General features: G+C 57.8%; 17 protein-coding genes. 6 read left to right on the forward strand and 11 right to left on the reverse strand.

Annotation, left to right across the window (positions count from 1 at the left end):
* The first annotated feature begins 7 nt into the window (after positions 1 to 7).
* Entirely contained in the window at positions 8 to 1,939 is a 1,932-nt protein-coding gene (locus tag HKD21_RS09420; protein ID WP_194255452.1) for a prolyl oligopeptidase family serine peptidase, read from the forward strand.
* Positions 1,940 to 1,948: 9 nt separating this feature from the next.
* Here the strand turns inward: HKD21_RS09420 and HKD21_RS09425 are convergent, their stop codons facing one another.
* The 5 genes from HKD21_RS09425 to HKD21_RS09445 form a co-directional block, all read right to left on the reverse strand.
* Positions 1,949 to 2,296, reverse strand: a complete 348-nt coding sequence (locus HKD21_RS09425; protein ID WP_228121278.1) for a hypothetical protein — start codon at positions 2,294 to 2,296, stop codon at positions 1,949 to 1,951.
* Between the two features lie 224 nt (positions 2,297 to 2,520).
* Positions 2,521 to 3,513, reverse strand: coding sequence for a hypothetical protein (locus HKD21_RS09430; RefSeq protein WP_228121280.1), 993 nt, complete (start codon positions 3,511 to 3,513; stop codon positions 2,521 to 2,523).
* Between the two features lie 225 nt (positions 3,514 to 3,738).
* A complete protein-coding gene (locus tag HKD21_RS09435) occupies positions 3,739 to 5,328 on the reverse strand; it encodes a bifunctional aspartate transaminase/aspartate 4-decarboxylase (RefSeq protein WP_194255454.1) in 1,590 nt (529 codons plus the stop codon).
* Between the two features lie 23 nt (positions 5,329 to 5,351).
* Positions 5,352 to 7,043, reverse strand: coding sequence for an aspartate-alanine antiporter (gene aspT, locus HKD21_RS09440; RefSeq protein ID WP_322782924.1), 1,692 nt, complete (start codon positions 7,041 to 7,043; stop codon positions 5,352 to 5,354).
* Between the two features lie 467 nt (positions 7,044 to 7,510).
* Positions 7,511 to 8,809 carry an MATE family efflux transporter gene (locus tag HKD21_RS09445; RefSeq protein WP_194255519.1) on the reverse strand — a complete coding sequence of 433 codons (1,299 nt, stop codon included), beginning with the start codon at positions 8,807 to 8,809 and terminating at the stop codon, positions 7,511 to 7,513.
* A 283-nt stretch (positions 8,810 to 9,092) separates the two neighbouring features.
* Between HKD21_RS09445 and flgE the strand changes: the two genes are divergently transcribed.
* From flgE to rfaE1, 5 genes are all read left to right on the forward strand, one after another.
* Entirely contained in the window at positions 9,093 to 10,352 is a 1,260-nt protein-coding gene (gene flgE / locus HKD21_RS09450) for a flagellar hook protein FlgE (protein WP_194255456.1), read from the forward strand.
* A gap of 25 nt (positions 10,353 to 10,377) precedes the next feature.
* A complete protein-coding gene (gene flgK, locus HKD21_RS09455; protein ID WP_194255457.1) occupies positions 10,378 to 11,910 on the forward strand; it encodes a flagellar hook-associated protein FlgK in 1,533 nt (510 codons plus the stop codon).
* 2 nt (positions 11,911 to 11,912) lie between these two features.
* Positions 11,913 to 12,974 carry a flagellin gene (locus tag HKD21_RS09460; RefSeq protein ID WP_194255458.1) on the forward strand — a complete coding sequence of 354 codons (1,062 nt, stop codon included), beginning with the start codon at positions 11,913 to 11,915 and terminating at the stop codon, positions 12,972 to 12,974.
* Between the two features lie 78 nt (positions 12,975 to 13,052).
* Positions 13,053 to 14,924 carry a molecular chaperone HtpG gene (gene htpG / locus HKD21_RS09465; RefSeq protein WP_194255459.1) on the forward strand — a complete coding sequence of 624 codons (1,872 nt, stop codon included), beginning with the start codon at positions 13,053 to 13,055 and terminating at the stop codon, positions 14,922 to 14,924.
* 129 nt (positions 14,925 to 15,053) lie between these two features.
* Entirely contained in the window at positions 15,054 to 16,493 is a 1,440-nt protein-coding gene (rfaE1, locus tag HKD21_RS09470; protein ID WP_194255460.1) for a D-glycero-beta-D-manno-heptose-7-phosphate kinase, read from the forward strand.
* Here rfaE1 and HKD21_RS09475 read toward each other — a convergent pair.
* From HKD21_RS09475 to HKD21_RS09500, 6 genes are all read right to left on the reverse strand, one after another.
* On the reverse strand, positions 16,479 to 17,345 hold the full coding sequence (locus tag HKD21_RS09475; RefSeq protein WP_194255461.1) for a helix-turn-helix domain-containing protein: 867 nt from the start codon (positions 17,343 to 17,345) through the stop codon (positions 16,479 to 16,481). The two genes, rfaE1 and HKD21_RS09475, sit on opposite strands and share 15 nt — an antisense overlap.
* 210 nt (positions 17,346 to 17,555) lie before the next feature.
* Entirely contained in the window at positions 17,556 to 20,966 is a 3,411-nt protein-coding gene (locus tag HKD21_RS09480; RefSeq protein ID WP_194255462.1) for an AAA family ATPase, read from the reverse strand.
* Positions 20,966 to 22,216, reverse strand: a complete 1,251-nt coding sequence (locus HKD21_RS09485) for a metallophosphoesterase family protein (protein ID WP_194255463.1) — start codon at positions 22,214 to 22,216, stop codon at positions 20,966 to 20,968. The genes HKD21_RS09480 and HKD21_RS09485 overlap by 1 nt, the downstream gene beginning before the upstream one ends.
* Positions 22,217 to 22,265: 49 nt before the next feature.
* A complete protein-coding gene (locus HKD21_RS09490; RefSeq protein WP_194255464.1) occupies positions 22,266 to 22,769 on the reverse strand; it encodes a DUF892 family protein in 504 nt (167 codons plus the stop codon).
* Positions 22,770 to 22,925: 156 nt separating this feature from the next.
* Complete coding sequence (locus HKD21_RS09495) at positions 22,926 to 25,460, reverse strand: TonB-dependent receptor (RefSeq protein WP_194255465.1); 2,535 nt, start codon at positions 25,458 to 25,460, stop codon at positions 22,926 to 22,928.
* 225 nt (positions 25,461 to 25,685) lie between these two features.
* Complete coding sequence (locus tag HKD21_RS09500) at positions 25,686 to 26,453, reverse strand: sulfotransferase family protein (protein ID WP_228121287.1); 768 nt, start codon at positions 26,451 to 26,453, stop codon at positions 25,686 to 25,688.
* Positions 26,454 to 26,512: the final 59 nt, after the last annotated feature.

Below are 26,512 nucleotides of genomic sequence, written 5' to 3' on the forward strand. Positions count from 1 at the left end.
ATGAAAAATGACGCCCCCTTCCCCCGCATCTTCCGCAGCCTTATCGGGACACTGGCCGTCCTGGGTCACGCCCGAACTCGTGGCTGGACGCACACTGTCTTTCTCCGAACTGCGCACTGCTGGGGAGTGGATCTTTTGGCTTGAAAGTCGCCCGGACGAACAGGGCCGCTCCGTCATCACGGCCCGCGACCCTGAAGGCCACATCCACGACCTGATCCCGCCAGAATACTCGGTCGGCACTCGTGTGCATGAATATGGCGGCGGCGCATGGGACGTGCGCCTGAAAGACAACGCCAAAGACAACGCCCCGCAGGTCGTTTTCAGCGATCGCAAACGCGGCGGCGTCTGGTTCAGCGACGGCACCACCGCCACGCAATGGGCGACGGCGGGTGAAAGTCCCGAACACCGCTACGCCGACCTGACATTCGATCCCGCTGTCGATGCCGTATTCTGCGTGCGTGAAAGCCACGGCGACGGCGTGCCGGTCGCAACGCTGGTCCATGTGCAGGCCGACGGGCGCGAAACCGTGCTGGTCGAAGGCGCGGATTTCTACGCCGCTCCCCGGCCCTCACCCGATGGAAACTTTCTGGCCTGGTTCAGCTGGAACGACCCGGCCATGCCCTGGACCGCCACGACCCTTTCCGTCGCCCCCTTCGACCGCACAACTTGCACACTCGGTCCCGTCACCGACCTGACCGGACCCGAACCCTGCAGCATCATCGAACCCTGCTGGTCCGCCGACGGCATGCTCTACGCCACGTACGACGCCTCGGGCCGCTGGACCCCCATCCGCTTTTCCCATGACGAGACAGGCTGGCACTCCCACTCCCTTGACGGTGCCAACGCCGAAATTGGCCTGCCGCACTGGGTGTTCGGACAGCGCAGCATGGCGCCCCTGCCCGAAAACCGCCTGCTGGCCCTCGGCATCCGCCACGGCCTCAACCACGTCCTGCTGGAAGACAACGACCTCTGGACCGAGCTTGCGCTCGGCACGCCCGTCAACGTCCCCGAACCTCTCGGAAACGGGCAGTTCGCCTGGATCGACGCCCCGGCCGATGCCCCCGCCGCCATCGCCTTCGGCCGCCCCGGCAAAGGCTGCGACCGCTTTCGAATCAGCGTCACTCTCCCGCACGGCGTCACGAAAGCCGATATCGCAACCCCCACCCCGCTGACGTTCCCAACTGCAAACGGCGCAGAAGCTCATGCCTTGGCCCACGCCCTGTTCTACGCTCCCGCCAGCAGCACCAGTGCGTTGCAGCATGGCGAAAAACCACCACTCGTCGTCATGGCGCATGGCGGCCCGACCGGCCGCGCCAATCCATCCTTCGCGTTCAAGGTGCAGTGGTGGACCTCGCGCGGTTTCGCCGTCCTAGACGTCAATTATCGCGGCTCAACCGGCTTCGGCCGCGCCTATCGCGAAGCACTGGACGGACAGTGGGGTGTCGCGGATATCGAAGATTGCCTCGCTGGAGTGCAGGCTGTGCTCGACCGCGGCCTCGCCGACCCCGCCCGCTGCGTCATCCGTGGCAGCAGCGCCGGCGGCCTGACCGTCCTCGGCGCTCTCGCACAGTCGGATCTCTTCGCCGCCGGAACCTCCCTCTACGGCGTCACGGACCTGCGCGCCCTCGCCGAAGAAACCCACAAGTTCGAAGCGCGCTATCTGGACGGGCTGATCGGCCCCTATCCCGAAGACGAGGCCGTGTATCTGAAACGTTCCCCCATCACTCAGGCCGAGGGCATTACCGTTCCTGTCCTGTTCCTGCATGGAGGGGCAGATAAGGTCGTTCCCCTGTCACAGGCGGAGTCCATGCGCACAAAACTCGAACATTCCGCCCTGCACGTCTATCCCGAAGAAGCCCACGGCTTCCGCGCCCGCGAAACCATAGAAGACGCCCTGCAACGGGAACTCGCCTTCTATCAGCAGGTTTTCAATGCATAGGCCCCGATTTTAGTCGTCAGAGAGTCCAAACTGGCTGGGATACGGCATGGCATTGCGGCTGAGCTTCTTCTTTTTCCAATCCGCCAGCGCCCTGTCATATTCGACATGGCGCAGGGCGAACTGCAATGCTTCCACATGCCGCTCGTCGGCCGGGTCCATCATGTTCCGGCGCCAACCCGCCGCAATCAGCCAGTATTCCCCGGCCAGCCGCCAATCCCCGGCCTCATGATGCTCAAGCGCCAGTCGCTCAAGCCCATGATATTTATTCTTCGGATTGGCGAGCGCTTCGGGCGTAAGAATGAAATCATCCCCTTTCCAGAGGAAGGTCGATTTCATGTAGGGAAACTGCCGGGTCATCACACCCGGATCTCCAAAATGCTCTTTAATCAGCATCGGAACCAGTCTGTCGTAAGACCTACGCCATTCGCACTGCACAGACTGTCTCCTGAAGATCACGTTAAATAGAGTGCCGCCTCTATAACGAACCGCTCTTCCAGAGTCGATTTTTTGCCGATTTTGCTTTCTGGCACCTGATTTAAAAAACCGTTTTGAAAAATTACCGCACCAGACGGGACCAAATTTTAAAACATGGCATTAATAGCGAATTGTGGTGACGCCTGAATATTCTTGTTGTGTCCGGCAAAATAAAAAGGCGAACCAACAATTATTCCCCAATGCGGGTTCCAGTTATATTCAATGGCCGGAGCAATCTGCCAATCCGTGGCGGACGCGCCTGTTTTATGGATGTAAGCGCCGTTCTGGTCATGTCCACGCAAAGTGGAACCATTGGCCCAGTCCCGCGCAAGGTCCATAGCCAGAACCCATTTCTGGTTCACACCATATTCTAGTGAAAATCCCGTCTGTCCGCTCATGCCAGGCTGACCTGAACCGCGAAAGCCATTTGTCGTTCCGTAGCTGGTCATATCAGTCAGTTTTGCTGACGTAACAGCACGCCGAAACCAGTTCCAAACCCGAAGACGCAGTTCATGATGACCTGGAAGGGTGTAAGTTGACTGTTCAGTCAAAGCAAAGCGGAAAACATAAGCACCGCTTCCCAGCCCGTCCTGGGAGCTGCCAAGTTTTGTATAATTTCCTGTGGGAAAAATCATGCCCACAAACAGATTAAAAGCCGGAATATAATGCGCGGGGTCAGGCCGAACGAGACGATAGATCAGGTCAACAGGCATATCCCCTGCCTGAGGGCCGTGAGAATGCCCTTCATCGTGCTTCCATCCATAGTTAACGATGGTATGCAGCTGAATGCTGAAGTCTTGGGAAATGCCATATTTCCAGAGTGTGGAATTGGTAAACATGCGCTGCATGGGATGAGTGGCAGACAATGTCTGTCCGTGCGGACCGAACCGTCCCAGAGGCTGGGTATAGGAAGAATAAGGCTCAACATTCAGGATGCCTTTTTGCGTAGTGCCTGACGGAGAAACCAGTGACCCTGTGTACCATTGGCCAGCATAAGCAGGAGATAAGGAAAACCCTGCCGCAAAAAGAAGGCAAAAACCGAATTTTCTTATGAAGGATGCGCCTGTCCTACAGATCCTATGTTGAATGCGGCCTGCCATTTATCCATTTACCTTGTTTGTTTCTTTGAAAGACCGAAATAATTTTTTCTATAATTTCTGTAGGATCATCGATGCTTTTTGCGTTTTCATGTTCCTCAGGACAGCGCGCGTGGACCGTATAATGATGACGCCGGATTTTGAGAGACCTGGCCTGTTCTGCTTGTCAGAACCAAAAAAAAGCAGTGTCACCGAAAGGGGGTTCCCCCTTTCGGCTTCACACCGGCTTCAGTTCTGGGATTTCAGAAACTCAGAATGATATTCGTCCAGCATCTGGCGTAATGAACGACCAATGGCGGCATATTGAAATTCATTAAGGTTCGCGAGAGACGCTCTGGCTGAAGGGCGGGTCGCCCCGAAACCGGCTCCCGGAAGCAGGACAATACCCGTTTCGTTTGCGATCCGGAACAGAACTTCCCCTGAGCTGGCGCGCTTGAGCATCCACTGCGTGAAGTCCTCGCCATAGAGCGCGCGGCTGGTGTCTTCCAGATCGATCAACGTATAGTAATCAACGGCATTCGCATCTTCCGACGGCGCAACACCCAGTTCCTGATACAGCGCGGCTTCGCGACGACGGATAAGGCTTTTGAGTGTCGCCTTGTAACGCCCTTCATGATCCATCAGCGCAAACAGGGAAAAGAGCACCATCTGAACCTGCTGCGGCGTTGACAGTCCGGCAGTGTGATTCAGCGCCACGGCACGACTGTCTGCAACGAGCCTGTCAATAAACTTCAGATCCGCAGTATCTGTTGTCAGGCTGGAATAGCGCGTTGCCAGGGCGTCTTTTGCATCAGTCGGCAATTGGCGGAGATGGGCATCGATTGCGTTGTCCTTGTGCATGCCGATAACGCCCAAACGCCAGCCGGTTGCCCCAAAATACTTTGAGAAGGAGTAAACGAGGATCGTGTTACGCGGGCAGATGGCATAAAGCGACCGGAAACCGTCAGCGAACGTGCCATAAACATCATCCGTAAGGATCATCAGATCAGGGCGATCCTGCACGATGGAAGCAATTTTTTCCAACGATGCATCGTTCATTTTGACGGATGGCGGATTGCTGGGATTAACGCAGAAAAATATCTTTACGGCCGGATCACGGAGTTTTTCCAGCTCGCTATCAGGATACTGCCAATCCAGTGCCGGATCTGCCTGTATGGCAACAACTTCAAGGCCGTATTCTTCAAGCTGTGGGATTTCAATATACGGAGAGAAGATCGGCATACCGATCGCAACCTTGTCTCCCTTTTTGATCAGTTTGTTCTGTTTGAACGAATTGAACACATAGGCCATGGCGGCCGTGCCACCTTCGGTCGCAAAGAAGTCCGTGGAGTCCAGAGAGACCTGCCCTCCGACCATTTCACGCAGCACATACTGACCAACAATTTTTTCACTTAATGCCAGCATACGCGGAGGTGTTGGGTAATAGCAGCCGAGAATCCCTTCCACCATTTCAACAAGAAACTTATCGGCCGGAAGCCCCATCTGGTCACGAACATAGCTCAGAGCATGACCAAGAAGCTCTGCTTCCTTCTTCTCCTGATTGCTGGCGATAAAATGGTCAAAACGTCCTTCAATGCCCTCAATCCGAACCGTCCCACCAAGATCAGGGGAAAGATAGGAAAGAGACAGGCGCGCTTCTGACAGAGCATATTGTCCCAGAAGAAAAAATGCCGCGCGGGGAAGGGTTGCCAGAAAGTTGGGATTGCCACGCCCGGCATTCAGCATCACCCGGTCGGCTTTTGATGAGGCGAGTTCAATGAGCGTATCTTTAAGCTCAAAAGGGCTGAGATTGCGAAGTTTTGAATAATCGTAAGTCATTATTGAATATCCATTTTAAAGATTTAGGAAAACGCGACCACAAGGGGGCCAAGAAGGGTAAGAAGAACGTTTGCAACGGCGTATGTAATGGCGAAAGGTGTCGTGGGAACGGCATTCCCCGCCTTGTTCAGAACCTCACCAAAAGCCGGATTGGCACTGCGTGATCCAGCCAGAGCGCCAGCAAAAATGGCCGTGTTGTCGTAGCGAAGCACATAGCGCCCAAAGAGCATTGTCAGGATCAGTGGCACCAGCGTTACAACAACACCCAGAAGAAAGAGCGTCACGCCATGCTGCATGATCGTGGCAATCGCTTGCTGACCTGTCTGCAATCCCGTTACGGCCACAAAACCCGCCAATCCGAAATCGACCAGAAATGTCGAAGCCGCGCGAGGCATATTCCCCGTAGCGGGATGGCGGCTTTGATACCAGCCAAACAGAAGTCCCGACAGAAGAGCGCCTCCGCCACTGCCGAGTGTGAGCGGAACTGAACCCAGGTGAACCACACCCAGACCGATCAATAACCCAACGGCTACACCCAGGGCATGGAAAACCAGATCGGTTTTGAGACTTGGAACAAGAGGCGTACCGATCTGCGCCACGGCTCTGTCCACGTCTGTGGACGTTCCCAATAACGTAACAACATCCCCGGCCATAATCTTCAGGGAGCCTGTAACAGGAACCGTCTTGCCCGCACGGGAAAGAGCCACGAGATAAACACCATGCCGTACAGCCGCCGAAACAGACTGCACGCATTGATCAATTGTCTGTCCTACAAAATCCTTGCGAGACAGAACAACATCCCGGCGGATCAGGGAAAGATCCAGATCAGGCGATTCACCGATCTCCTGACCAATTTTTTGTCCCGCAGCTAGCACCTCTGAACGATGGCCAACCAGCAGCACCCTGTCACCCGGGACCAGCGCTGCAGTACCTTCCATGCCAATCGGCTTATCGTCCCGGATCACTTTCTCGACCGTGATCCCGGCTGCCATTTTCTCAATCATTTCAATGGTCAGCTCGGATTGGGTCAAACGGTAGGCGCGTCCAACCAGATGAGGGAAAGCAGATACCTCCCCCTCACCCATGATATGCACGCCACCAGCCTGCTCCGCTTCAGCCCGGATAGCATCTTCGCGGATGCTGCGTTTCATGAACCAGGGCAGAACATTGATGCACAGCAGAATGGGACCAATGGAGCCAAAAATATACGTTACGGCATATCCGACCGCCACATTGCCCTGGAGCTGCTGCACCTGAGCTAGAGGCAGCCCGATTTTTTCCAACGATGATCCCGCTGTGCCAATAATGGCCGACTGGGTAAGGCCACCCGCTGCAAGTCCTGCCGCAAGGCCTTTATCAAGATGGAAAATGCGTGCAACGGCCACGACGGTAATTAATCCCGTAACAGCCAGCACAATAGCCATTAGAATTTCTTTAAGAGACTGACGCCCCAGAGACCGAAAAAACTGAGGCCCGCTCTGATATCCAACAGCATAGATAAAAAGTGCAAACAGAACGGTTTTGATACCAGAGTCGATATGCACGCCGACCTGACTGATAAGCACTGCCGCGAGAAGAGATCCGGCTACACCACCAAGCTGGAACGAACCGAAACGAAAACGCCCTATCCAGCATCCGAGAACAAGAGCAAGAAACAGGGCCATTTCGGGGCACGCACCAAAAACATGGGACAGAGAAGTAGTGAGTGCTTGCACAATTAGAGTCCCCGGAAAGCTATTGCCCAAAAGGTATAGATCAAAGGAAAATATGTAAATGATTCATATCAAATAATAGATACAAACAACCCATTACATTCCGCATAAAAAATAATAAAGTCAATGTATATGTCAATTTTGTTATGCTTATATTAAAATTAAATAGTAATTATTGAAAATAAACACTTTTGATTTACTTTATAAATCTTCATCGTAATGAATTACCTTAATTCGAAACTGTATTCTGGAGATACTGCCGGGAGAACGGCCTGTCCGCACCAGACCACACTGCTCCTCCGTGCTTTAAGGGAAGCAGCGCGTTCAGACCGTGCCGACACTTACGGGAGGACAGGCATGCGCGATGTGCTGGATTCCGCTCGAAATGATAGAGCGGGACATCACTGCTGCCAGCGACAACGTCAGCCTGAGCGAGGAGCCACGCAACAAACTCAATGCGGGAGATGTCGCTATGACTTTATAATATCCGGCTCCAGCTTCCGGATGACCCGGAACGCCGTCACCACGGCCAGACTGCCAAACAACACCACGCCCAGCGACTGCCCAATCAGAATCCCAACCGGCCCATAAGCCGACCCGATCCAGACGAACGGAATGGTCCCCAGTGTCGCCCGTCCCCAGTTGAAACCGGTGGAATAAAACGGGTGCCCCAGATTGTTGAACGCCGTATTGGCGACAAACAGCAGGCCCACAAACATGTAACTCAGCACCAGCCAGCAGCAGAACAGCCGCACGATGTCCACGCCTACACCCTGAAGCTCGAAAAGCTGGATGATGTAAGTGTGCGCCCCCGCCAGAACCAGCCAGGTCACGCCCACACACAGCGCCGTCAGCTTCAGCGCCGCCAGAAGCGCTTCCTGCACGCGGTGGATCTGCCGGGCGCCAAGATTCTGCGCCATGATTGGCCCGACCGATCCCGTCAGTGCAAAGACGAGCGAAAACGCCACCGGCACGATCCGGTCAATGGTCGCCTGTCCCGAAACAGCATTGAGCCCGAACCGCGCCATCGCGTGCGTCACGAACAGCGTGCCCGTCGGGGTCGCCAGATTGGTCGCAATCGCCGGAACCGCAATCCCGCCGATCAGCCGCGTGGACGGCCCGAAAGCGGAACGCTGCGGCCATTCCAGCATGGAGTGGCCTCGAAGGTTCAGAAATCCGCTCGCCGTAATGGCCAGCCGCGCCAGAACCGTGCTGATCGCTGCCCCCTCAAGCCCCAGATGCAGCCCGAAAATCATGATGGGGTCCAGACATGCGGAAACGACGGCCCCCGTCAGCGTCACCCGCATCGAGCGTTTCGCATCCCCCACCGCCCGCAGAAGCGCCGACAGCGCCATCCCCAGACACACCAGCGGAAGCGCCGGTGACACGATGTGCAGGAACGTGGCCGCATTTTTCTGGGCCTCGCCATGCGCGCCCAGCAAACCAAGCAGAGGCGTGGCAAATGTCGCCGTCAGCAGCCCCAGAACGGCAGCAATCGCCACCATGACCACCAGAAATGCCGAGGCCATCCGGCGCGCTTCGGCATGCTGACACGCCCCGATCAGTCGCCCTGTGCAGGCGCCAAGCCCAATCGTCATCCCGATGGAAACCGACACCTGCACATAACTGACCGCCGTCGCAAACGCGATCGCCGCCGTCAGCGTCTTGTCATGCAGATGCGAAATATAACCGTAATTGAGCAGATCCACGGCAAACACGGCCATCAGCCCGATCGCCCCGGTCCCGGCCATCGTCACCACATGGCGCATGATGTTGCCATGAACGAATCTGGCCGGTTTTACCGGGGAATCGTCAGGAATACAGGGCTTTTTGGGATCGTCGTCTGGCTCTGGCATGCCGCCCTATCATGCCCGTTTCAGACCCGAAGAACCAGAGGTCGACAGCGTTTTTTCGTCTCCCTCTTTGTTCGTAACAGGCGGCGAATCCGCCCTTTTTACGCTTGTAAGGACTTCTTTAATATCCGTTGTGGAATCCTCGGCAGTGATGCTCGGGCATACGACCCGCAGCCTGTTCCATGTCCGGGAGTATGCCATGTCTTCGATCATCAACGCGGTTCACACCGCCGTCAGCGGCCTGAACTCGCAGTCACATGCCTTCAGCGACCTATCCAACAACATCGCCAACAGCCAGACCACAGGCTACAAGGCCAGCACCACCAGCTTCGAGGACTACGTCACCAACAACGAACTGGCCAATGACGGTCAGGCGTTGAGTGACAGCGTCGTCGCCACCACCCGTCAGCACAACGACAACCAGGGCATGGTGACGACCTCGACCAATAATATGGCCCTGGCCATCTCCGGAAACGGCTTCTTCAACGTCGTGCAGGCTACCGGCCAGAGCAACAGTAATACTCCCGTTTTAGGGACACAGCAGTATTACACCCGCAATGGTGACTTCTCGCAGGACAAGAACGGTTATCTGGTCAACACGTCCGGCTATTACCTTGAAGGCTATAACGTCAACGCCTCTACAGGCACCCTGAGCACAGCCCTCAGCCCCATTCAGGTGCCCTCCACCGTCAAGTTCCAGCCGACGGAAAGCACGAAGCTGACCATGACCGGCCAGATCGGTAGCACCACCACACCCAGCGGCGGAAGCGCTACCACATCCGCCACGGCCTATGACAGCAAAGGCAATGCCCAGACGGTCTCCCTGAACTGGACACAGGTGAACGCCACGACCTGGACCGTCAGCAACGCCAATGATGCGACCAACAGTGCGACCGTAAAGTTTGATTCTTCCACAGGCGCCATCGCCTCTGTCAACGGACAAAGCCAGGCTTCCGGCTCTTCAGCCAGCTTCGAATATGACGGCGCGCCCCAGAACATGACCGTCAACCTCGGAACCATCGGCGGTACGGGCGGCGTCAGCCTCGCAACAAACGGCTCCACCCCGACCGGCGTCACCACAGTGTCCGACAGCATCACCACCGGCACATTCTCCGGCATTGCCATGCAGACAGACGGCTCGGTCATGGCGTCTTTCGACAACGGTTACTCACAACTCGTCGCCAAGGTCCCACTAACAACCTTCGCAAGCCCGAACAACCTGTCTCCTCAGAACGGACAGGCCTATACCGCCACGTCACAGTCCGGCACGCCGCAGGTTAACGCCGTCAATACCAACGGCGCCGGCACCTTGAGTACGGCTTCGGTCGAAGATTCTACAACCGATCTGACCGGTGATCTCAGCAAGCTGATCGTGGCCCAGCAGGCCTACGGTGCGAACACGAAAGTCGTGTCCACGGCTAACCAGCTGCTTCAAACAACCCTGGCGATGATCCAGTAAGCAAGACTGAAAGGACACCGGCTCCATGGGACTGAACAGCGCACTTTCGATTGCAACTTCCGGCCTGAATGTCGTTCAGAATGCCATGGCCGTTGCGTCCAACAACGTCTCCAATGCGGGAACAAGCGGCTACATCAAGGAAAATGCCAACGTCCAGTCGAGCATCGCTGGCAACACAGGCACCGGTGTCCGTACTGCCGCCACCACACTGGCGACCAACCAGCAGGTGCAAAAAGCACTCTACGCCCAAAATGCGGATGTCGCGGGCTACACGGCCACCAGCAATTCCCTGTCCAACATCACGGCACTTCAGGGCTCCACCAGCGCCACATCCGGCAGTAGCGGAACGCTTTCCGATGAACTCGGCAATCTGCAGTCCGCCCTGACATCCCTGACCTCCACCCCGGACAGCGCATCGGCCCAGAGCACGGTTGTCTCCGCTGCATCCACCTTCGCCCAATCCGTCAATACGCTGGCTTCGGCCTATCAGACCCAGCGTCAGACAGCGCAAAATGCCGTCGTTTCCTCGGTCTCGGACATTAATACCGACCTCACCACGATCGGCACCCTGTCCACCAAGATCATGAACCTCAAAAGCACCGGTCAGGACACGGCCGCGCTGGAAAACCAGCGCTATACGGCCCTCTCCTCCCTGTCCTCCGAGCTTTCCGTCTCATGGTCCGAGTCCTCAAACGGCGACATGACCATTGCGACGGCCGATGGCGTCACGCTCCCTACACGTGACATCAGCAGCCCCAATGGCGCGACCGTCTCGTCCACATGGCCGCTCACCACGTCTTCCGCCCAGATTTCAGTCAGCACGACCTATCCCGGCACATCGTCCAGCAATACCATCCCCGCAATCACCCTGAATGGTCGCGATGTCACCACCCATCTGACCGGAGGAACGCTGGGCGCAAATATCACCCTGCGTGATACGACGCTCCCCACCATGCAGGCGCAGCTGGACTCCCTGTCTTCAACGGTCGCCACGCGCTTTCAGGCTCAGGGCATGTCCCTGTTCACGACGTCAGGCACCCATGGCGTCGTCCCAGGAGCCTCACAGACAGATCTCATTCCCACCGGCAACGTCGGCTTCTCGCAGGATATGAGCGTATCCAGCGCTTATTCCAACGACCCCTCCCGACTGCTCGACAGCACGACCTCCGGCACGCAGACAATTCAGAATGTCCTGAGCTATGCGTTCGGAACAGCTTCCGACGCTGCCGGAACTGCTCAGTCGGCCGCGCCCAGCACGAATCTCGGAATGACGGGAACCCTGTCCACGGGATACACGGGCAACCAGAAAATCATTTCCCTTGCGACATCCCTGACCGCAGACCAGGCGGCCACGGCCAGTAATGCAAGCAGCGGACTTGCCCTGTCGAAGACAACGCAGAGCAGCCTGACCTCCAATCTGTCCGGAACGTCCACCGTCTCCATTGATAAGGAGATGGCGAATATCGTTACACTTCAGAACGCTTACGCTGCTAACGCCAAAGTCATTTCGACCGTCCAGACAATGTTCAGCGCTTTGCTGAGCGCAATCGGAGCCTGATCATGACCGGAACCATTTCCAGCTTCGGCTTTGGCGGAATCTCCAGCCAGCTTCTTCTCGGCGTCCAGAATCTGTCGCAGGCGAAAGACGCGCTTCAGCTTCAGGCCAGCACCGGCGTTCTGGCCAGCAGCTACGCCGATCTCGGATCGTCGCGGACACAGGCCCTCGCGCTTCAGCCCGCCATCACGCAGGTTTCCGCCTGGAAAAGCAACGTCACGAACGCCCAGACAACGCTCACCACAACACAGAGCGCCCTGTCCCAGATTTCCACCATAGCCCAGGACCTGACGAGCTCGCTCTCCACTCTTGGAAGTACGCTCTCCTATTCGACTGTCACGACCGCTGCCTCTGCGGCCCAGTCGGCCCTGACCTCTCTGGGTAACCTGCTCAATACCCGACAGGGGGACAGCTACGTCTTTGCCGGGCAGCAGAACACAATCGCTCCCGTCAGCACGGATCTGGGCACATCGGACCTCGCGACCCAGATCGCGCAGACCGTCAGTCAGCTCGGTTCGACGGATGCAGAGAATGTGCTCAGCACAACGCAGAACCTGGCTGGCAATACTGCTGTCGGACAGCCTTTCTCCGCAACGCTTTCCACGTCTCCCGATCAGGCGCAACAACTACAGACGCGGGTCGTCGTCGGACAGTCTGAAACGGTGTCCGTCGGAATGGTCGCCACACAGGGCGCGACGTCCACCTCCACAACCTCCCCGATCCGCGATCTCATGCGCAATCTGATGGTGGTCGCCTCCCTCGGCTCGTCTTCGACCAGCACCACCGGCTATTCAAACCTGATTTCAGGTCTCCAGAGTTCCATGAGCACGGTCACAAGCGGCCTTGGCACCATGAGTGGCCTGCTGGGGGTTCAGCAGAACAGCCTGACCAACCAGACCGCCATGCTGACCCAGATGTCCTCGGCTTTGACGACCCAGCTCGGACAAGTGAAAGACGCTGATCTCGCACAGGTTTCCACCCAGGTGACCGATACCAACAACCAGCTTCAGGCGTCCTATTCCCTCATCGCAGACATGAAAAGCATGACGCTCGCCTCTTACCTCTGATCCCGCCCCTTATCCCGGTTGAAAATCCGTTTGTGACATCGCATATCCAGATCACTTTCCTGAACGGAGATTGATGAGATGAGTGAAACGAACAACCAGCAGGCCGCCGAAAAGCATGAGTTTAGTGCAGAGGTTGGACGGCTGCTGGACCTTGTGGTCCATGCCCTTTACTCGGATCGTGAAATCTTTCTGCGCGAACTCGTCGCCAATGCGGCGGACGCGACGGACAAGCGCCGTTTCGAAGCCCTGACAGACAGTGCTCTGGCGCTTCCCGAAAATGCGTCCATCCGCATCAATCCGGACAAGACCCAAAAAGAACTGACAATCTCTGACGACGGCGTGGGCATGACCCATGACGAACTCGCCCAGAACCTTGGCACGATCGCCCGCTCCGGTACGCGCGCTTTCGGAGAAAAGTTGAATTCGGCAAAGCCTGAAGACCGCCCGAACCTGATCGGTCAGTTCGGCGTCGGCTTCTATGCCGCGTTCATGGTGGCGGATCGTGTGGACGTCACCTCCCGCAAGGCTGGCTCTGACGAAGCCTGGACCTGGTCTTCGGACGGCAAGGGCGCTTTCACGCTGAGCCCCGCATCCCGCTCCACGCCGGGCACCGACATTGTTCTGCACATGAAGGACGACGCCGACGAGTTCCTCGACAGCTGGCGCCTGAAATCCACTATCCGCAAATGGGCAGACCATATCTCTTGGCCCATCACCCTGCGTGAAACAAAGGAAGACGGCACCACGGAAGATCAGGCCGCCAATGAAGGCACGGCCCTGTGGAGCAAGCCGAAATCCGAAATCACGCCGGAACAGTATGCTGAATTCTACCGGCACATCTCCCGCGCTTTCGACGAACCCTACGCGACGTTGCACTGGCGTGCGGAAGGTGTGACCGAATTCACGGCCCTCCTCTTCCTGCCCAGCGCCCGCCCGTTCGACTTCATGGAACAGTCCCGCGAAAGCCGGATCCATCTCCATGTCCGCCGGATGTTCATTACGGATGAAGCAGAACTGGTTCCGAACTGGATGCGCTTCGTGCAGGGCGTGGTCGATACGGAAGACCTGCCGCTCAATGTTTCGCGTGAAATGCTTCAGGCCACCCCGGTTCTGGCGCGCATCCGCAAAGCCGTCACCAAGCGCGTGCTGACCGACATCCGCAACCGTGCGAAGGATGCCGAGGGCGGTTTCAACACGTTCTGGGAAAACTTCGGCGCGGTCATCAAGGAAGGTCTGTGGGAAGACGCCGAACATCGGACGGAAATCGCCGGTTTTGCCCGTTTCCATTCCACGCAGGGCGACGACCTCGTCACGCTGGACGACTATATTGCGCGCATGAAGGATGGTCAGGACGCCATCTATTACCTGACCGGCGACAATCTGGACGCGCTGAAATCCTCCGCCCAGCTTGAAGGCTTCCGCGCACGTGGCCTTGAAGTCCTGCTGCTCTCCGATCCGGTTGACGGCTTCTGGCCGGAGCGCCTGTCTTCCTATCAGGAAAAGCCGCTGCGTTCCGTCGCTCAATCTCACGGCGATCTGGAAAAATTTGAATCCACGGATGCCGACACGACTGAAGCCGCGGATGTGGAAAAGCTGGTTCCGGCTCTCAAGGACGCCCTTGGCGAGCAGGTCAAGGACGTTCGCAGCACGGTGCGTCTGACGGGAAGCGCCGTCGTCATCACATCTGATGGTGGTCCGGACCTGTCTATGCAGCGCCTGATGCGCCGCTCGGGTCAAGCCATGCCCGCCATGCCGCCGATCCTCGAAATCAACCCGAAGCACCCGCTCATCAAGGCTCTGGCCGAGCGTGTTGCAAAGGGCGAGAGCATCACCGCCTATGCCAGTGTCCTGCTGGATCTGGCTCGCGTGCAGGAAGGCGAAGCCCTGCCCGACCCGACCGGTTTCGGCCGCTCGCTCGCCACGCTTCTGGCTGGTCCGGCCGTCGGATAAACGGGATCTGAACGCAGCATCTGCTCCGTTCCTGTCCATCAAAGGCGAGGGAGTTCATCCCTCGCCTTTTCTTTTTGCTAAGCTCCTGTGAGATATAAAACAGGCGCATGACTGAAGGAGTAGCAGGCCGTGATCGACGATTTCCGCTTTGGCCGCATAACGGTCATCGGCGACCTGCTGCTGGATCAGTATATTTCGGGCGGCGTCAGCCGCATTTCTCCTGAAGCCCCCGTCCCCGTCGTCCTGCATGACGCTCTGCGCTGCGTGCCAGGAGGTGCCGCGAATGTTGCGGTCAATGCCGCAGCTCTGGGCGCGCAGGTGCATCTTGTCGGCCTCGTCGGCGAAGATGAGTCGGCCCAGCGACTGAAAGATAGCCTGAACCTCTGGCCCACCATCCAGACAGACGGGATCGTCTCCTCCCCGGACTGGACCACCATCACCAAGACCCGCGTCGTCAGCGGTCGTCAGCAGATCGTGCGTATCGACGTTGAAAAACTGACCCCCCTTTCCGAAACGTTCCAGCAGCGCCTCATGGAGGAAGCCCTCCGCGCGATAGACGTCTCAGACGTGCTCGTCTGCTCGGACTATGCCAAGGGTGTTCTGACGGATGAGGTCCTGAAGGTCATCATCGCAGCCGGTCGTGCCAGAGGCATTCCCGTCATCGTCGATCCTAAAAGGCGCACGCTGGAAGCCTATGCCGGCGCCACCCTCGTGACGCCCAACCGGATTGAAGCGGAACAGGCCAGCGGACTCCTCGCTCGGACCGATAGTGATGTCCTGAAGGTGGCAGAAACCCTCTCCCGTCAGTTCGGCGGCGACGTTCTTGTCACGCGTTCGGAAGACGGCATGACGCTCTGGCAGCGTGACGCGAAACCCCTGCATGTCGCCAGCCGCAAGTCCGAAGTCTTCGATGTTTCCGGCGCCGGAGATACCGTCGTCGCCACCGTCGCCGCAGTCCTGTCCGCCGGTCAGACGCTGGAAACTGCCGTCGTTATCGCGACCGCCGCCGCTGCCCTGTCCGTCAGCAAGTTCGGCACTGCAACCGTTTCACGCGAAGAACTCTCCCGTGAACTGCTTCAGGAAATGCCCGAAACAGGCGCGCTCGTTCCGGTCGAACAGGCCGCGCGTATCGTGGAAAGCTGGCATCGGCATGGCGCGAAAGTCGTATTCACCAACGGATGCTTCGATCTGGTCCATCCGGGGCATATCAGCCTGCTTCAGGCCGCAGCCCGCGAAGGAGACCGCCTCATCGTGGCCCTCAACACCGACCGTTCCGTCAGCCGCCTCAAGGGACCAACCCGCCCGGTCCAGAAGGAAGACGCTCGGGCTAGAGTGATCGGCGCCCTGCGCTCGGTCGATCTCGTCGTGCTGTTCGACGACGACACTCCTCTGGACGTTATCCGCACCCTGAAGCCCGATATTCTCGTTAAAGGCGCGGATTACACCGAAGACCAGGTTGTTGGTGCCGATGTGGTGAAGGGATATGGCGGCAAGGTAGTGCTGGTGGACCTCGTGGACGGGCAGTCCACCACACGTCTCGTCAAAGGAATGCAGTCAACCCCGAGCTGAGGTCCGCGTCCCCGGCCGCATGGCGACACGCTGTCGGATTTCGCGTGGAGACGCACCGAATTTTTGCCTGAAACGCCGCGAGAAATGCGCAGCATTGCGAAAGCCATGATTCAACGCAATCTGGGCAATCGGGAGCGCATCATGCGCCGGATCTGTCAGGTCCGAATGGATGCGCTCCAGCCGGCGGTTAAGAATCCAGCCCGCGACCGCGCCTTCTTCTCCGTCGAAAAGCTGGTAAAGCGCCCGCGTCGAAATTCCGGAAGCCTCTGCAATGCTCTGCGGAGTCAGATCATGTTCATGCAGACGCGATTCAATATAGCGCCGGATATGCCTCTGCCGGTGCCGCCGTCGTCCCGCCACACTGACTTCCAGATCCAGACAATCCAGAATTGTTGTGATCAGCAGATCCGTGACATGCTGCAAAAGGCGCTGGCGTGTCTGGGGAATGGCATTCTCCAGAGCTCCGGATTCGAGCATGGATGCCGCCGACAGCAGAAAAGCGCCCGGCCCCCGTGCCAGATCGAAAGAAAGCGGCGGAAGCCCCGAAAGCATGGGAAGATGCCGCAACAATGCCTGACGCGTGACACTGAACAGAAAGACGTCGGCTGTTGGTTCGATGCTGGGTGGTCGTGCCAGTGTGGAGAACTGATGCGGATCCAGATATAATTTGCCCGTGGATTGTCGCGAGAGCACCAGAACTGTCCGCCCCTGATCCAGCAGAGCAGCAATGGCGGGCGACAGTGCCGTGCTGAGCCGAACGACAGCCGGATCCATCCCACGTGGAGATGCCGCAAGAGTCGCCAACGGAATGATCCGCTGTGCACTCAGGCTGGCTTGCGGAATATCAGTCACGACCGTGTTCTGGGGAAAATTTGGGGGATGTCGCTAAAGACCATTTTTGGTAGTAAAACCATATGAAACAACCATAACGGAATGGCTATAGAAAGAATCGCCTCAAATGGAAATAGTCGACATGTATTTCATATTGTGTCTTGAGAAAGAATCGCTTATTCTGATGAAATATTAACGAATAAAATGATAAATATTTTTTTATAAAATAAGTTATAACTTTATAATGTATGGAATTTTTTTTGAATTATTTATCATATACCCGTGGTGGGTAAAAAACAAAACCTGCGTTTTCTCTGAAAACTCCGCCAATATCTGTAACCCGACCGTTGTCCGTTCTTCATCGAACGTCACGAACAGATCATCCGCCAGAAAAGGCAGGCGAATGCCGCGGTCCAGAGCCTGCTCGACCGATGCCAGACGCAGCGCCAGATAAAGCTGGTCGCGCGTGCCCTCGCTCATGGCCTGAACCGGAACAGGCGTCGTACTCGCCGACCGCTGCCCCGCCAGAACCAGCCCGTCCGAACCGCTTTCTTCCGTCACAAGCCCCTCGTAACGCCCAAGCGTCAGCCGCGAGAACATGGCCCCCGCCCGCGACAACAGAGGTCCATGCGCCTGCTGTCGCCCCTGTTCCACCAGTCGTGATAGCATCAACTGCTGAAGCCGGAGCGAAACATACCGGCTGGCCCGCTCGGCAATTTCCGCTTCCGTTTCCTGAATGTCTTCCGCGACCTCACGCACGCCACGGGCACTTTCCAGCTCGGCCAGCACGCTCCGTGCCTGCAACAGCCGCTCTGTAACCAGGGACCTGCGGGCATCGAGCGCGATCGTTTCAGATTCGATCTCCTCGAAATCCCGCTCAAGCTGCTCGGGGTCCGTCACGCGCGCTTCATCCAGAAGCGACTCAAGCGACCGGCCATTTCCGGCCTGAAGAATCTGCTCCCGCAACTCATCGCGCCTGTCACAAAGCCCTGCCCGCTCCCTTGCGCGGGACAGCGCATGACGTAGATCGTCCTCTGCCCCAAGACCCAGAAGACGCCGCACGGGGTCCAGCCCCTGCCCCAGTTCCACAATCCGCAGATCGGCCTGCGCAATCTCTTCGGCGAGAGCCGCATGCTGCTGCATAACGGATTTCCGCTCCCGCTCGCGCTCCAGTTCCAGCGCCAGGAATTGCTCAAGCTCCGCCGCTGATTCCTGCCCGTAGCGCTGAAGAAACCCGCCCAATTCCGTACGGAACGCTGCGATATCGCGTGCCTCGGAGTCCTGCTCCTTCTGCTCGCTGTCCAGTCGCGTCCGAATTGTCAGCGCTTCTGTCACATCCCGCAGATCGGCCTGCTCCGCCCGCCCCGGATAGCGGCAGTCCCCACACGCCCGTGCCCAGTCTTCCTCCCAAAGTGCCAGCTTCTGCTCCACACTCGACAAGGCCGCCCGGTCTTTGACCAAAGCCTCTTCCCGCTGAAGACGATCCTTTTTCCGCGCATCCGCTTTCCGGGCCTCGTCCTCGCGCTGCTCCAGCAAAGACGTCGCCTGCCGGATCTGAACCGCCAGCCGTTCGGACGCAGATTCCACACCGAAAACCCGCAACCGTCGGCTCATATCGCCCCGACTGTCCATCGCTGCCTGAAGCTGCATTTTAGTGCTTTGCAAAGCCTCTTCGGCGGCCAGAACCTCCTGTCGCCGACCCACCCAGACCTGCAATGACGCAGGCGGCAGCACCGGCGCCCCGAATGTTTCCAGCAAAGCGCTCCACGCAGCATGGCGCCGGTCCAATTCATCCTGCGCCCGCATTCCTCGCCGACGGTATTCCTCCGCCCGAAGCGCAGCATCCTCACCCTGCCGCAACAGGGTTGCAAGCTGCGCCGACTGCTCGGCATGGGCATGGCGCCGGTCCGCCAGACCGTCCGCCTTCTGGATCAGAACCCCGAACGCCTCCCGCGTCGCAGGAGCGGGAGACTCGCCGGAGTGCAACTGATCCTCCATGCCCTGCCAGAGCCGGTCGCGCTCCTGCCGTGCTGTGGAAAGCTGCTCCCACGACACGGCCTGCCCGTCTTCTTCCAGGCGCCGGCATTCCTGCGCCAGACGCGCTCCTTCCGTCTCCGCCGCCTGTGCGTCGTCCTGTGCAACGCGCCGCTTCTCGTCCAGCGTCGCCCAGAGCCGCACCTCTTCCTCCAACACCGCCCCATCGGGAACGGCCAACGCCGTGAGGTCTCCCTTGCGATCGGCCGTGCTGGCGCGCCACGGCATCAGCGCCCCATAAGCCGCAGTCGCAGCGTCCTCCTGCCGCAAGACTTCGGCGGCAAGACTGTCAATCCGCTCATCCAGTGCGCCCAGACTGCGGGCCTCATCCAGCTCCAACCGGAACCGGCGCAGATTTTCAGGACGGATTTTTTCATCCGATTCCGAAACGGCTTCAGGGTGCAGAATATTCAGCGCCTGTTCCGTTTCCTGAAGCCGCGCCCGGAGATCCTGTTCCTGCGTTTGAAGTAACGCCCGCGCCTGAAGCCGTTGTCCCAGATCGTCCAGTTCTTCCAGAGTAGGCAGCACACCAGCCTCACAGCCATGCCGCGCCCAGAACTGTTCGAGCGAGATCGCATCCCGCGTCAGTCGAGTTTTCCGCTCTTCGACCTTTGTTTCAAGCCGCGCAACCAGATCGCTGCGTTTCAGAAGCGTTTGGATGGCGTCCTGTTCCACAAGGACAGGGGAGGCGTCGCCAAAATCCCGAATCTGGACGCATAACGCTTCGAACCGCCGCCGCAAAACAGAAACATTATGTCCTTCAATTTGTAATGATTCAAGAATGTTCTCAAAACGAACGCAATCCTCAATCGTTAAATTCCAGCTTGGAAAAGACTCTATTTCCGTTTCGATTTGCATTAGTTTCTGAAAAGGAACGGATGTCATTTTCAGTCGGGAATTGGTTCTCCGGCGTGTGCCAAGTTCTTGTGCTGCTGTGTCGCAAGACTGTTTTTCTGTTTCTGATTCAGAAAGTTCCTTATTTGCAACTGATAACTTCTTGACGGTTACGACGTCGCTCCGCAGAGCTGTTTGTAACGCCGTCAGCTTCAGTCTGGCCTGTTGCAACGCCGAACGTGCGCGTCCGGATTTCCATTCCGAACCTACATCTTCTTGCAGTCGCGCACTCAGTTTCCCAACGCCCTCAAGCCCCAGTCCGGCCGCCAGAATCTGAAGTCCGGCATCGTCTTTCAGGCGGCGCATCTCCTCGCCGCCCTCACGCAGCCGCGTATGATCCAGCGCCCAGGCCGCTTCAAATCCCTTCGAATCCAGTCCTCCTAGCCAGGTTCGCAACGGCAGATCTTCGAGCGCAGTCCTGTCATCTACCGCAAACAGCGTCTGGGTCCGCCCCCGGCGTCGCACGCCCTCAAAAACCGTCCCATCCTGCTCCAGACTGGCCCCGACCCGTAGCAACGACGCCGCCGTCATCCAGTCCCCGGCGATATGATGCGGAAACCCGAACAGGAAATCCCGGATCGCACAGAGCGTCGTCGATTTCCCGGCTTCGTTTGCACCATAAATAACGTGCAGGTCCCGCGCCCCTTTCGGAAAACTCAGCGTGGTCTCCTGAAATCCGCCATAACGCAGAAGATCGAGGCGTTCGAACCGCATTATTCCGTCTCCCCCAACAACCGCGCCCTTAATGCCGCCCGCGCCTGTTCAAGCGGAAACTGCCCCTCCGGCATCAGGCTGTCGCGCTCCACACAGGAGGGCAGGGCAGAGAAAAATCCTTCGAAATCGTCGGGCAGGGAGGCCAGAAACGCCTCGTCCTGCATCAACCCGTCTAGCGCCAGATCAAGCTCACGCGTCTCTGTCACGCCGCTTTGCCGAAGGGGCGCAGACGTCTCGTTGCGGATTTTCTCCAGCGCAATCTGTGCCGTCCCGTCGGCGGACTCCTGCGCCATCGACACCGCAATGCCCCGCAGATCATCTTCCCAACCGCGCGACGCACACAACCGGTCATGCAGAACGCTGCGCCCCGTCAGCACGATCCGCGCAATCACCGTGCGCCCCTCCGCTTCAGAAAGGGCGTGTTCCATCTCCCGCCGCGCGGCCCCCAGAACGCCATCCATGCTCTGCATGTCGCTGACATCCAGCTCCAGCCGACACCAGCGCACGACATCACAGTTCACAAAATCGACTGAGCGGACGATCCCGTCCTCGACGCTCACCAGCGCACAGCCACAAGCCCCGGTCTCGCGCGCATGACGTCCCTGAAGCACGCCCGGAAACACGATCCACGGATGCTCGCAGACGATTTCGCGTGCATGGACATGCCCCAGCGCCCAGTAATCATATCCCTTCGCCGACAGCGTTTCGACAGAGCAGGGCGCGTAGGTCTCGTGCTCCCCGTACCCCGACAGCGACGTATGCAGCACACCGATATTGAAACACCCCGCGACAGGCGCGGGATAGGCCCGTGTCATATCATGCGGGACATGACGGTCGCGAAAACTCTGCCCATGCAGCGCCACCCCGAGTTCCGGCCAATGAAATGTCTGGGGGGCCTCATAGGAAAAATGGTCGATCCCGTCGGGCAACGGCAATTCGCGCGCAATAACCGACTGCGCATCATGATTGCCGGAAAGCGTCACAACCCGGATGCCAGCCTGAACCAGCCGGCTCAGGGCCTTGAGCATGTAAAGCCCGGTCCCCACGTCCTGCCAGGTCCCGTCATACAGGTCCCCCGCCAGAATGACGAAATCGACTTTTTCGTTAAGCGCCGTCTCAACAAGCCGGTCCAGCGCGCGCCGCGTTGACCCCCGGATTTCCGTCTCGGGAAGCCCCTCGTAACGGCTCAGCCCCTTCAGGGGGCTGTCGAGGTGAATATCAGCAGCATGGAGAAAGCGGAAAGAGGACATACGCCAAGTTTACGCCCTCCCCAATCTCTTGCAAACAGTGCTGCTTATATCAGTTCGCGGCCAGATACTGCGACACGATATCCGGCATCAGGCTTTCAAGCGCCTCGGCCGAAGCCGCCTCCTCGTCCTTCAGACATTCCAGCGCCGATGCGTCCTGCGTAAAGCCAAGCTGTCGCGCCAGCGCGATCAGCATCTGAAGAGACGTGATCTGATGCGCCCGGTATCCGCTCGCCACCAGCACGTTCTTCAGAACGTCCCGCGCTTCTCCTCCATGCAACAGCCCCGAGACCGTGCTGAGAATGGACGACACCGTCTCATGCGGAACGGGGGCAGGATGCCCGTGCCGCGACAGAAGGATCGTGATCTCACGGGCATGGCTCCGGCCCATCGCCAGATCCTGCTCCATCCGCCGACAAAGCCCCGGATACTGCTCACACACAGGCAATTCCGAAAGCGCGGTCTCGATGGCCTTGGATTCAATAGACAGGTGATCCCGAAGAGCGTCCAGATAGATATCCAGAGCGGATCTGTCCGTCGTTTTCGTTCTGGCCACCGTGTATCCTTATGTGTCGCTGATGTGGATTTAAATGGCCATATTGTCCCATGGAGCGCAAGAGCGCAGCGTCATGCTGGGAATACCTTTGCAGGCATGAAAAACCCCATGCCGGAGACCGGCATGGGGCATTCAGGGTCAGCAGGATCTGACGGATCAGAAACCGGCGCTGATGGACCCCATTGCCGCGAACGGTGCTGCGATCATGTAGGTCGGGGCCGTTCCCTTGATGGAATTGCCGAAGATGCCAGTCTGTGTCTGGGCGTTCACCTTCGGGCTTGTCGGGAAGCCGAGATAGTGATTGTTTGAGATATTGGTCAGGTTGAACTTGACGTTCGGAGCCTGGAGGAAGCCGAGGTTCTTAAAGCGATAGCCAACCGTGATGTCCATTTTGACGTAACCAGGGATGCTTTCGTCGTTCATGAAAGAAGCATACTGCTTGGCGACATATTTCAGCTTGTAAGCGCCGAAGATGTTGCCGTCGTCATAGTCGAGGTTGAAGCCGACCTGATATTTCGGTGTTTCGGGAGCGAACTTGCCGTTTGTCGGCATGTAGTCGATCTTGTTGCCGGAGCTGGACAGCAGGTTGCTGGTCGTACGGGCATCAACATACTCGAACGAAGCATACGGACGGATATGATAGAAGATCGGACGCGTGCCGATTTCCGCATCCACACCGTTCGTGCTCTGGCCACCGGCGTTGATGTTAGTGGACGCGTAGTTGCCACAGGTGGCATCCAGACACTGCGTCGACTGGAACATGCGGTTCGTGAAGTTGTAGTGGAAATATGTGACCGAGGCCATGACCGTCGGACCGGTATAGCGCCAGCCGGCTTCTTCCGAGATGGAGATTTCAGGCTGCTGGTTCTGGGTTGCCTGAGTGCTGTAATAGTTTCCCGCAGAAGTTTTTGAAGGCAGGTAGTAAGTACCGGCGTCATACAGGGAGTAATTCGTCGGGATACGGAAGTTCGTCGAACCAGAGACGAAGACCTGCATTTCCGGATTGATCTGATAACGGATCGACGCCGTCGGCAGGGGCTCATAATAGGTCTTGCCGACATACGGACCGGTGGACGTATCGGGGAGGAAGTTATGTCCGTCACGTGAGACAATGGCATATTTCAGGCCAGCGTCGATGGTCAGTTTATTATTGAACAGCGACAGGCTGTCACCAATGAACATGACATGCGTGCGCGTCTGCGTCAGACTCTGACGATACTGGTAGGTCGTGCCATCATTGAACACATAGTTCGGTCCGCCGCCCCAGATGTTCCATGGCGTTCCGTTCGCAGCAATACCGGTGGCCGGTGCAGTCTGGGACTGCTTGGCATATTCGAACCAGTATCCGACCATCAGGCGGTTGGCCCCGGTGGTGAGCGTCAGCTTCGTAACAGCGCCGGGACGATAGGTTGTGGTGATGGACGGCTCATACAGCAGGCTTCCCTTTTCAGGTGTCTTGCCATCGAGCGTACCGCCCATGCTCGTTTTGCCCCAGTTGCCCGGAACTCCGTAAGCGGCGCCGCCGCTTCCGTTACCATACCAGAAATACGGGGTTTCAGTCAGGACCAGGTGATCCGTCAGCTTAAAGGTGGACGGTGCACTGGTATAGATGTTGGTGAACGGGTTCTGATGCAGTTTGTAGTAGTTGGCGTCGTTCTGCTTGTAGGTCCCGTTATAGACCGTATTGCTGATCGTCGCGCCGCTGTTGTTCTTGAATGTCGTTCCATTCGGCCGTGTACAGGTATTGCCGTTGTAACAAGGAGCGACATACTGGTCCTTGACGCCGAAGCCATAGGTGTCCCACGATGCCATGTTGGTGCTGGGCGTGAGGTAATTGTACAGACGGTTCCCGACGATGGCGAGCGAGACGCGGTTGCCGTCGCCCCAGTCGTTCACGAATTTCGCTTCAGCATGCAGCTTGCGGTTCGTGGCCTCGGAATGAATGGCGTCTTCCGTGGCATAGGACCCGGAGAAATAGGCGCGCAGGTTGGTCTGGCCGATCTTACCGGTATCGAGACGCAGGAAACCACGCGTATAGGCATATGAGCCGTAGGTGACGTCGAATGCGCCGCCCTTCTTCATTTTCGGATCGATCATGTACATGTCGACCACGCCGCCAGTGGCACTCAGATGCGGACTGTCGAGGTCTGCGGAGCCCTGTGCGAGGCTGATCTTACGCAGGTTTTCGGAATCTGCGATTTCCTGAGAATAGACCGCGAAGTTCCCGATATCGTTGATCGGAAAACCTTCAAGGGTGAAGCCCATCTGCGACTGGTCGAGGCCACGGGCACTCATATGGCTGCCTGTCAGGCCTGCCGGGTCGGAAGACGTGACGTTCGCGCCCGGAAGCAGCGCGATCAACTGCATTGGGTCCTGACCCGGGGACTGCTTTTCAATGTAGTCGCGCGAGATGGCCGAAACGGACTTCGCTGCGTCCTGTTTCTGCATCAGGCCACCACCGACGTCGCGGCGTGTTACGCCATCGAAATAGGAATGGTGACCGCTGACAGAGACATGTTCTTCATGTTCGTCTGTTGGAGCCGTGTTGCCCATCATGGACGGAGCGGCGGCAGCGACTTTCGTATGGCCCTTCTTTGCAGAAGGAGCCGTGCTGTCTGCGGGTGCGGCAAATGCCGACACCGTACCAAACGCAAACAGGGCCGAAGTCGAAAGCAGGCGAGCAAGGCGCATTGTGTTTTCGGTCTTTCTCGGTCAGGTGAACTTTCGGCCGAGAAAAAGCATGAGTGCAGGCCTCATTTCAATCAGATGTAGCGTGATACAATATGACATGACAGGGGTATGGCAATTTAGTCACATTTCGGCTGCGCAATGGCGATAAATGGCAGGAAACTCCCCATGAATTGTGACATTTGGAAGACACTCCCCGTTTTTCTGGGGGAAGATCGTTTCGGAATCCTATCCTGCGGGACGCAGGTCTTCATCTGCGCTGTAGATCTGTCGAATCCTCTTGGCCTGTGCAGGAGTGGCGGCGGCATCGTGGCTGTTACCGTTCAGATGGGGTACGACCCGGCCGTGTAGGGTGAGCACCAGATCGGGCAGGGATGAGATCTGCTCCATTGGGAAAAGCTGATCAACCGCAAGTCGACCGTTCCGGTCACAGACATAAAGGCTCTGGGGACGGAACACATGGTCCAGGTCGTAAATGGATGAACAGGATTCTACGTGGTCGATGGCATCATCCAGCGTGTGGAATGAACGGTAGAGTCCGCTCACGGAGGGATGGATGCGGACCTGTGACGTTCCGCCGCGTCGGGCAAAAGACCATGCGGATACGAAACGCTTCACAGGATCGCGCCAGATCGCAAAGCTGGGCAGGGTCTGACAGAGTTCTGGCGCCACATGATGATAATAGCGCCATGTCTCATGCAGCATGACCCCGCCATAGAGCAGGTCACAGACCGACGTTCCGCCATTTTTTGGAACATGGATGAACAGCGCCCCGGCTTCCCGAATGCGTTCAAGCCGCTGAAGGCGCTTTCGGCCAAGCGGTAGCCGCAGTCGCAGATCGGCGGCACGAGCGTGGACATCGGGATACTGCTGCACTCCGAACAACTGACACAACATTCGCTGTGGCAGGCCGGGGCCTTCTGGCCCGCGATCGGCGGAGCCCGCACGAAGGATATGGCTCTCATCGGTCATCCGAACGGCAGAAGGGGGCGTCATGAACGTGTTCCTGATCCTGTCTCTGTTGAAACGGACACTGGCGGCCGCAGGAAACGGAG

The organism is Gluconobacter cerevisiae (assembly GCF_015244675.1).
Classification (GTDB): Bacteria; Pseudomonadota; Alphaproteobacteria; order Acetobacterales; family Acetobacteraceae; genus Gluconobacter; species Gluconobacter cerevisiae.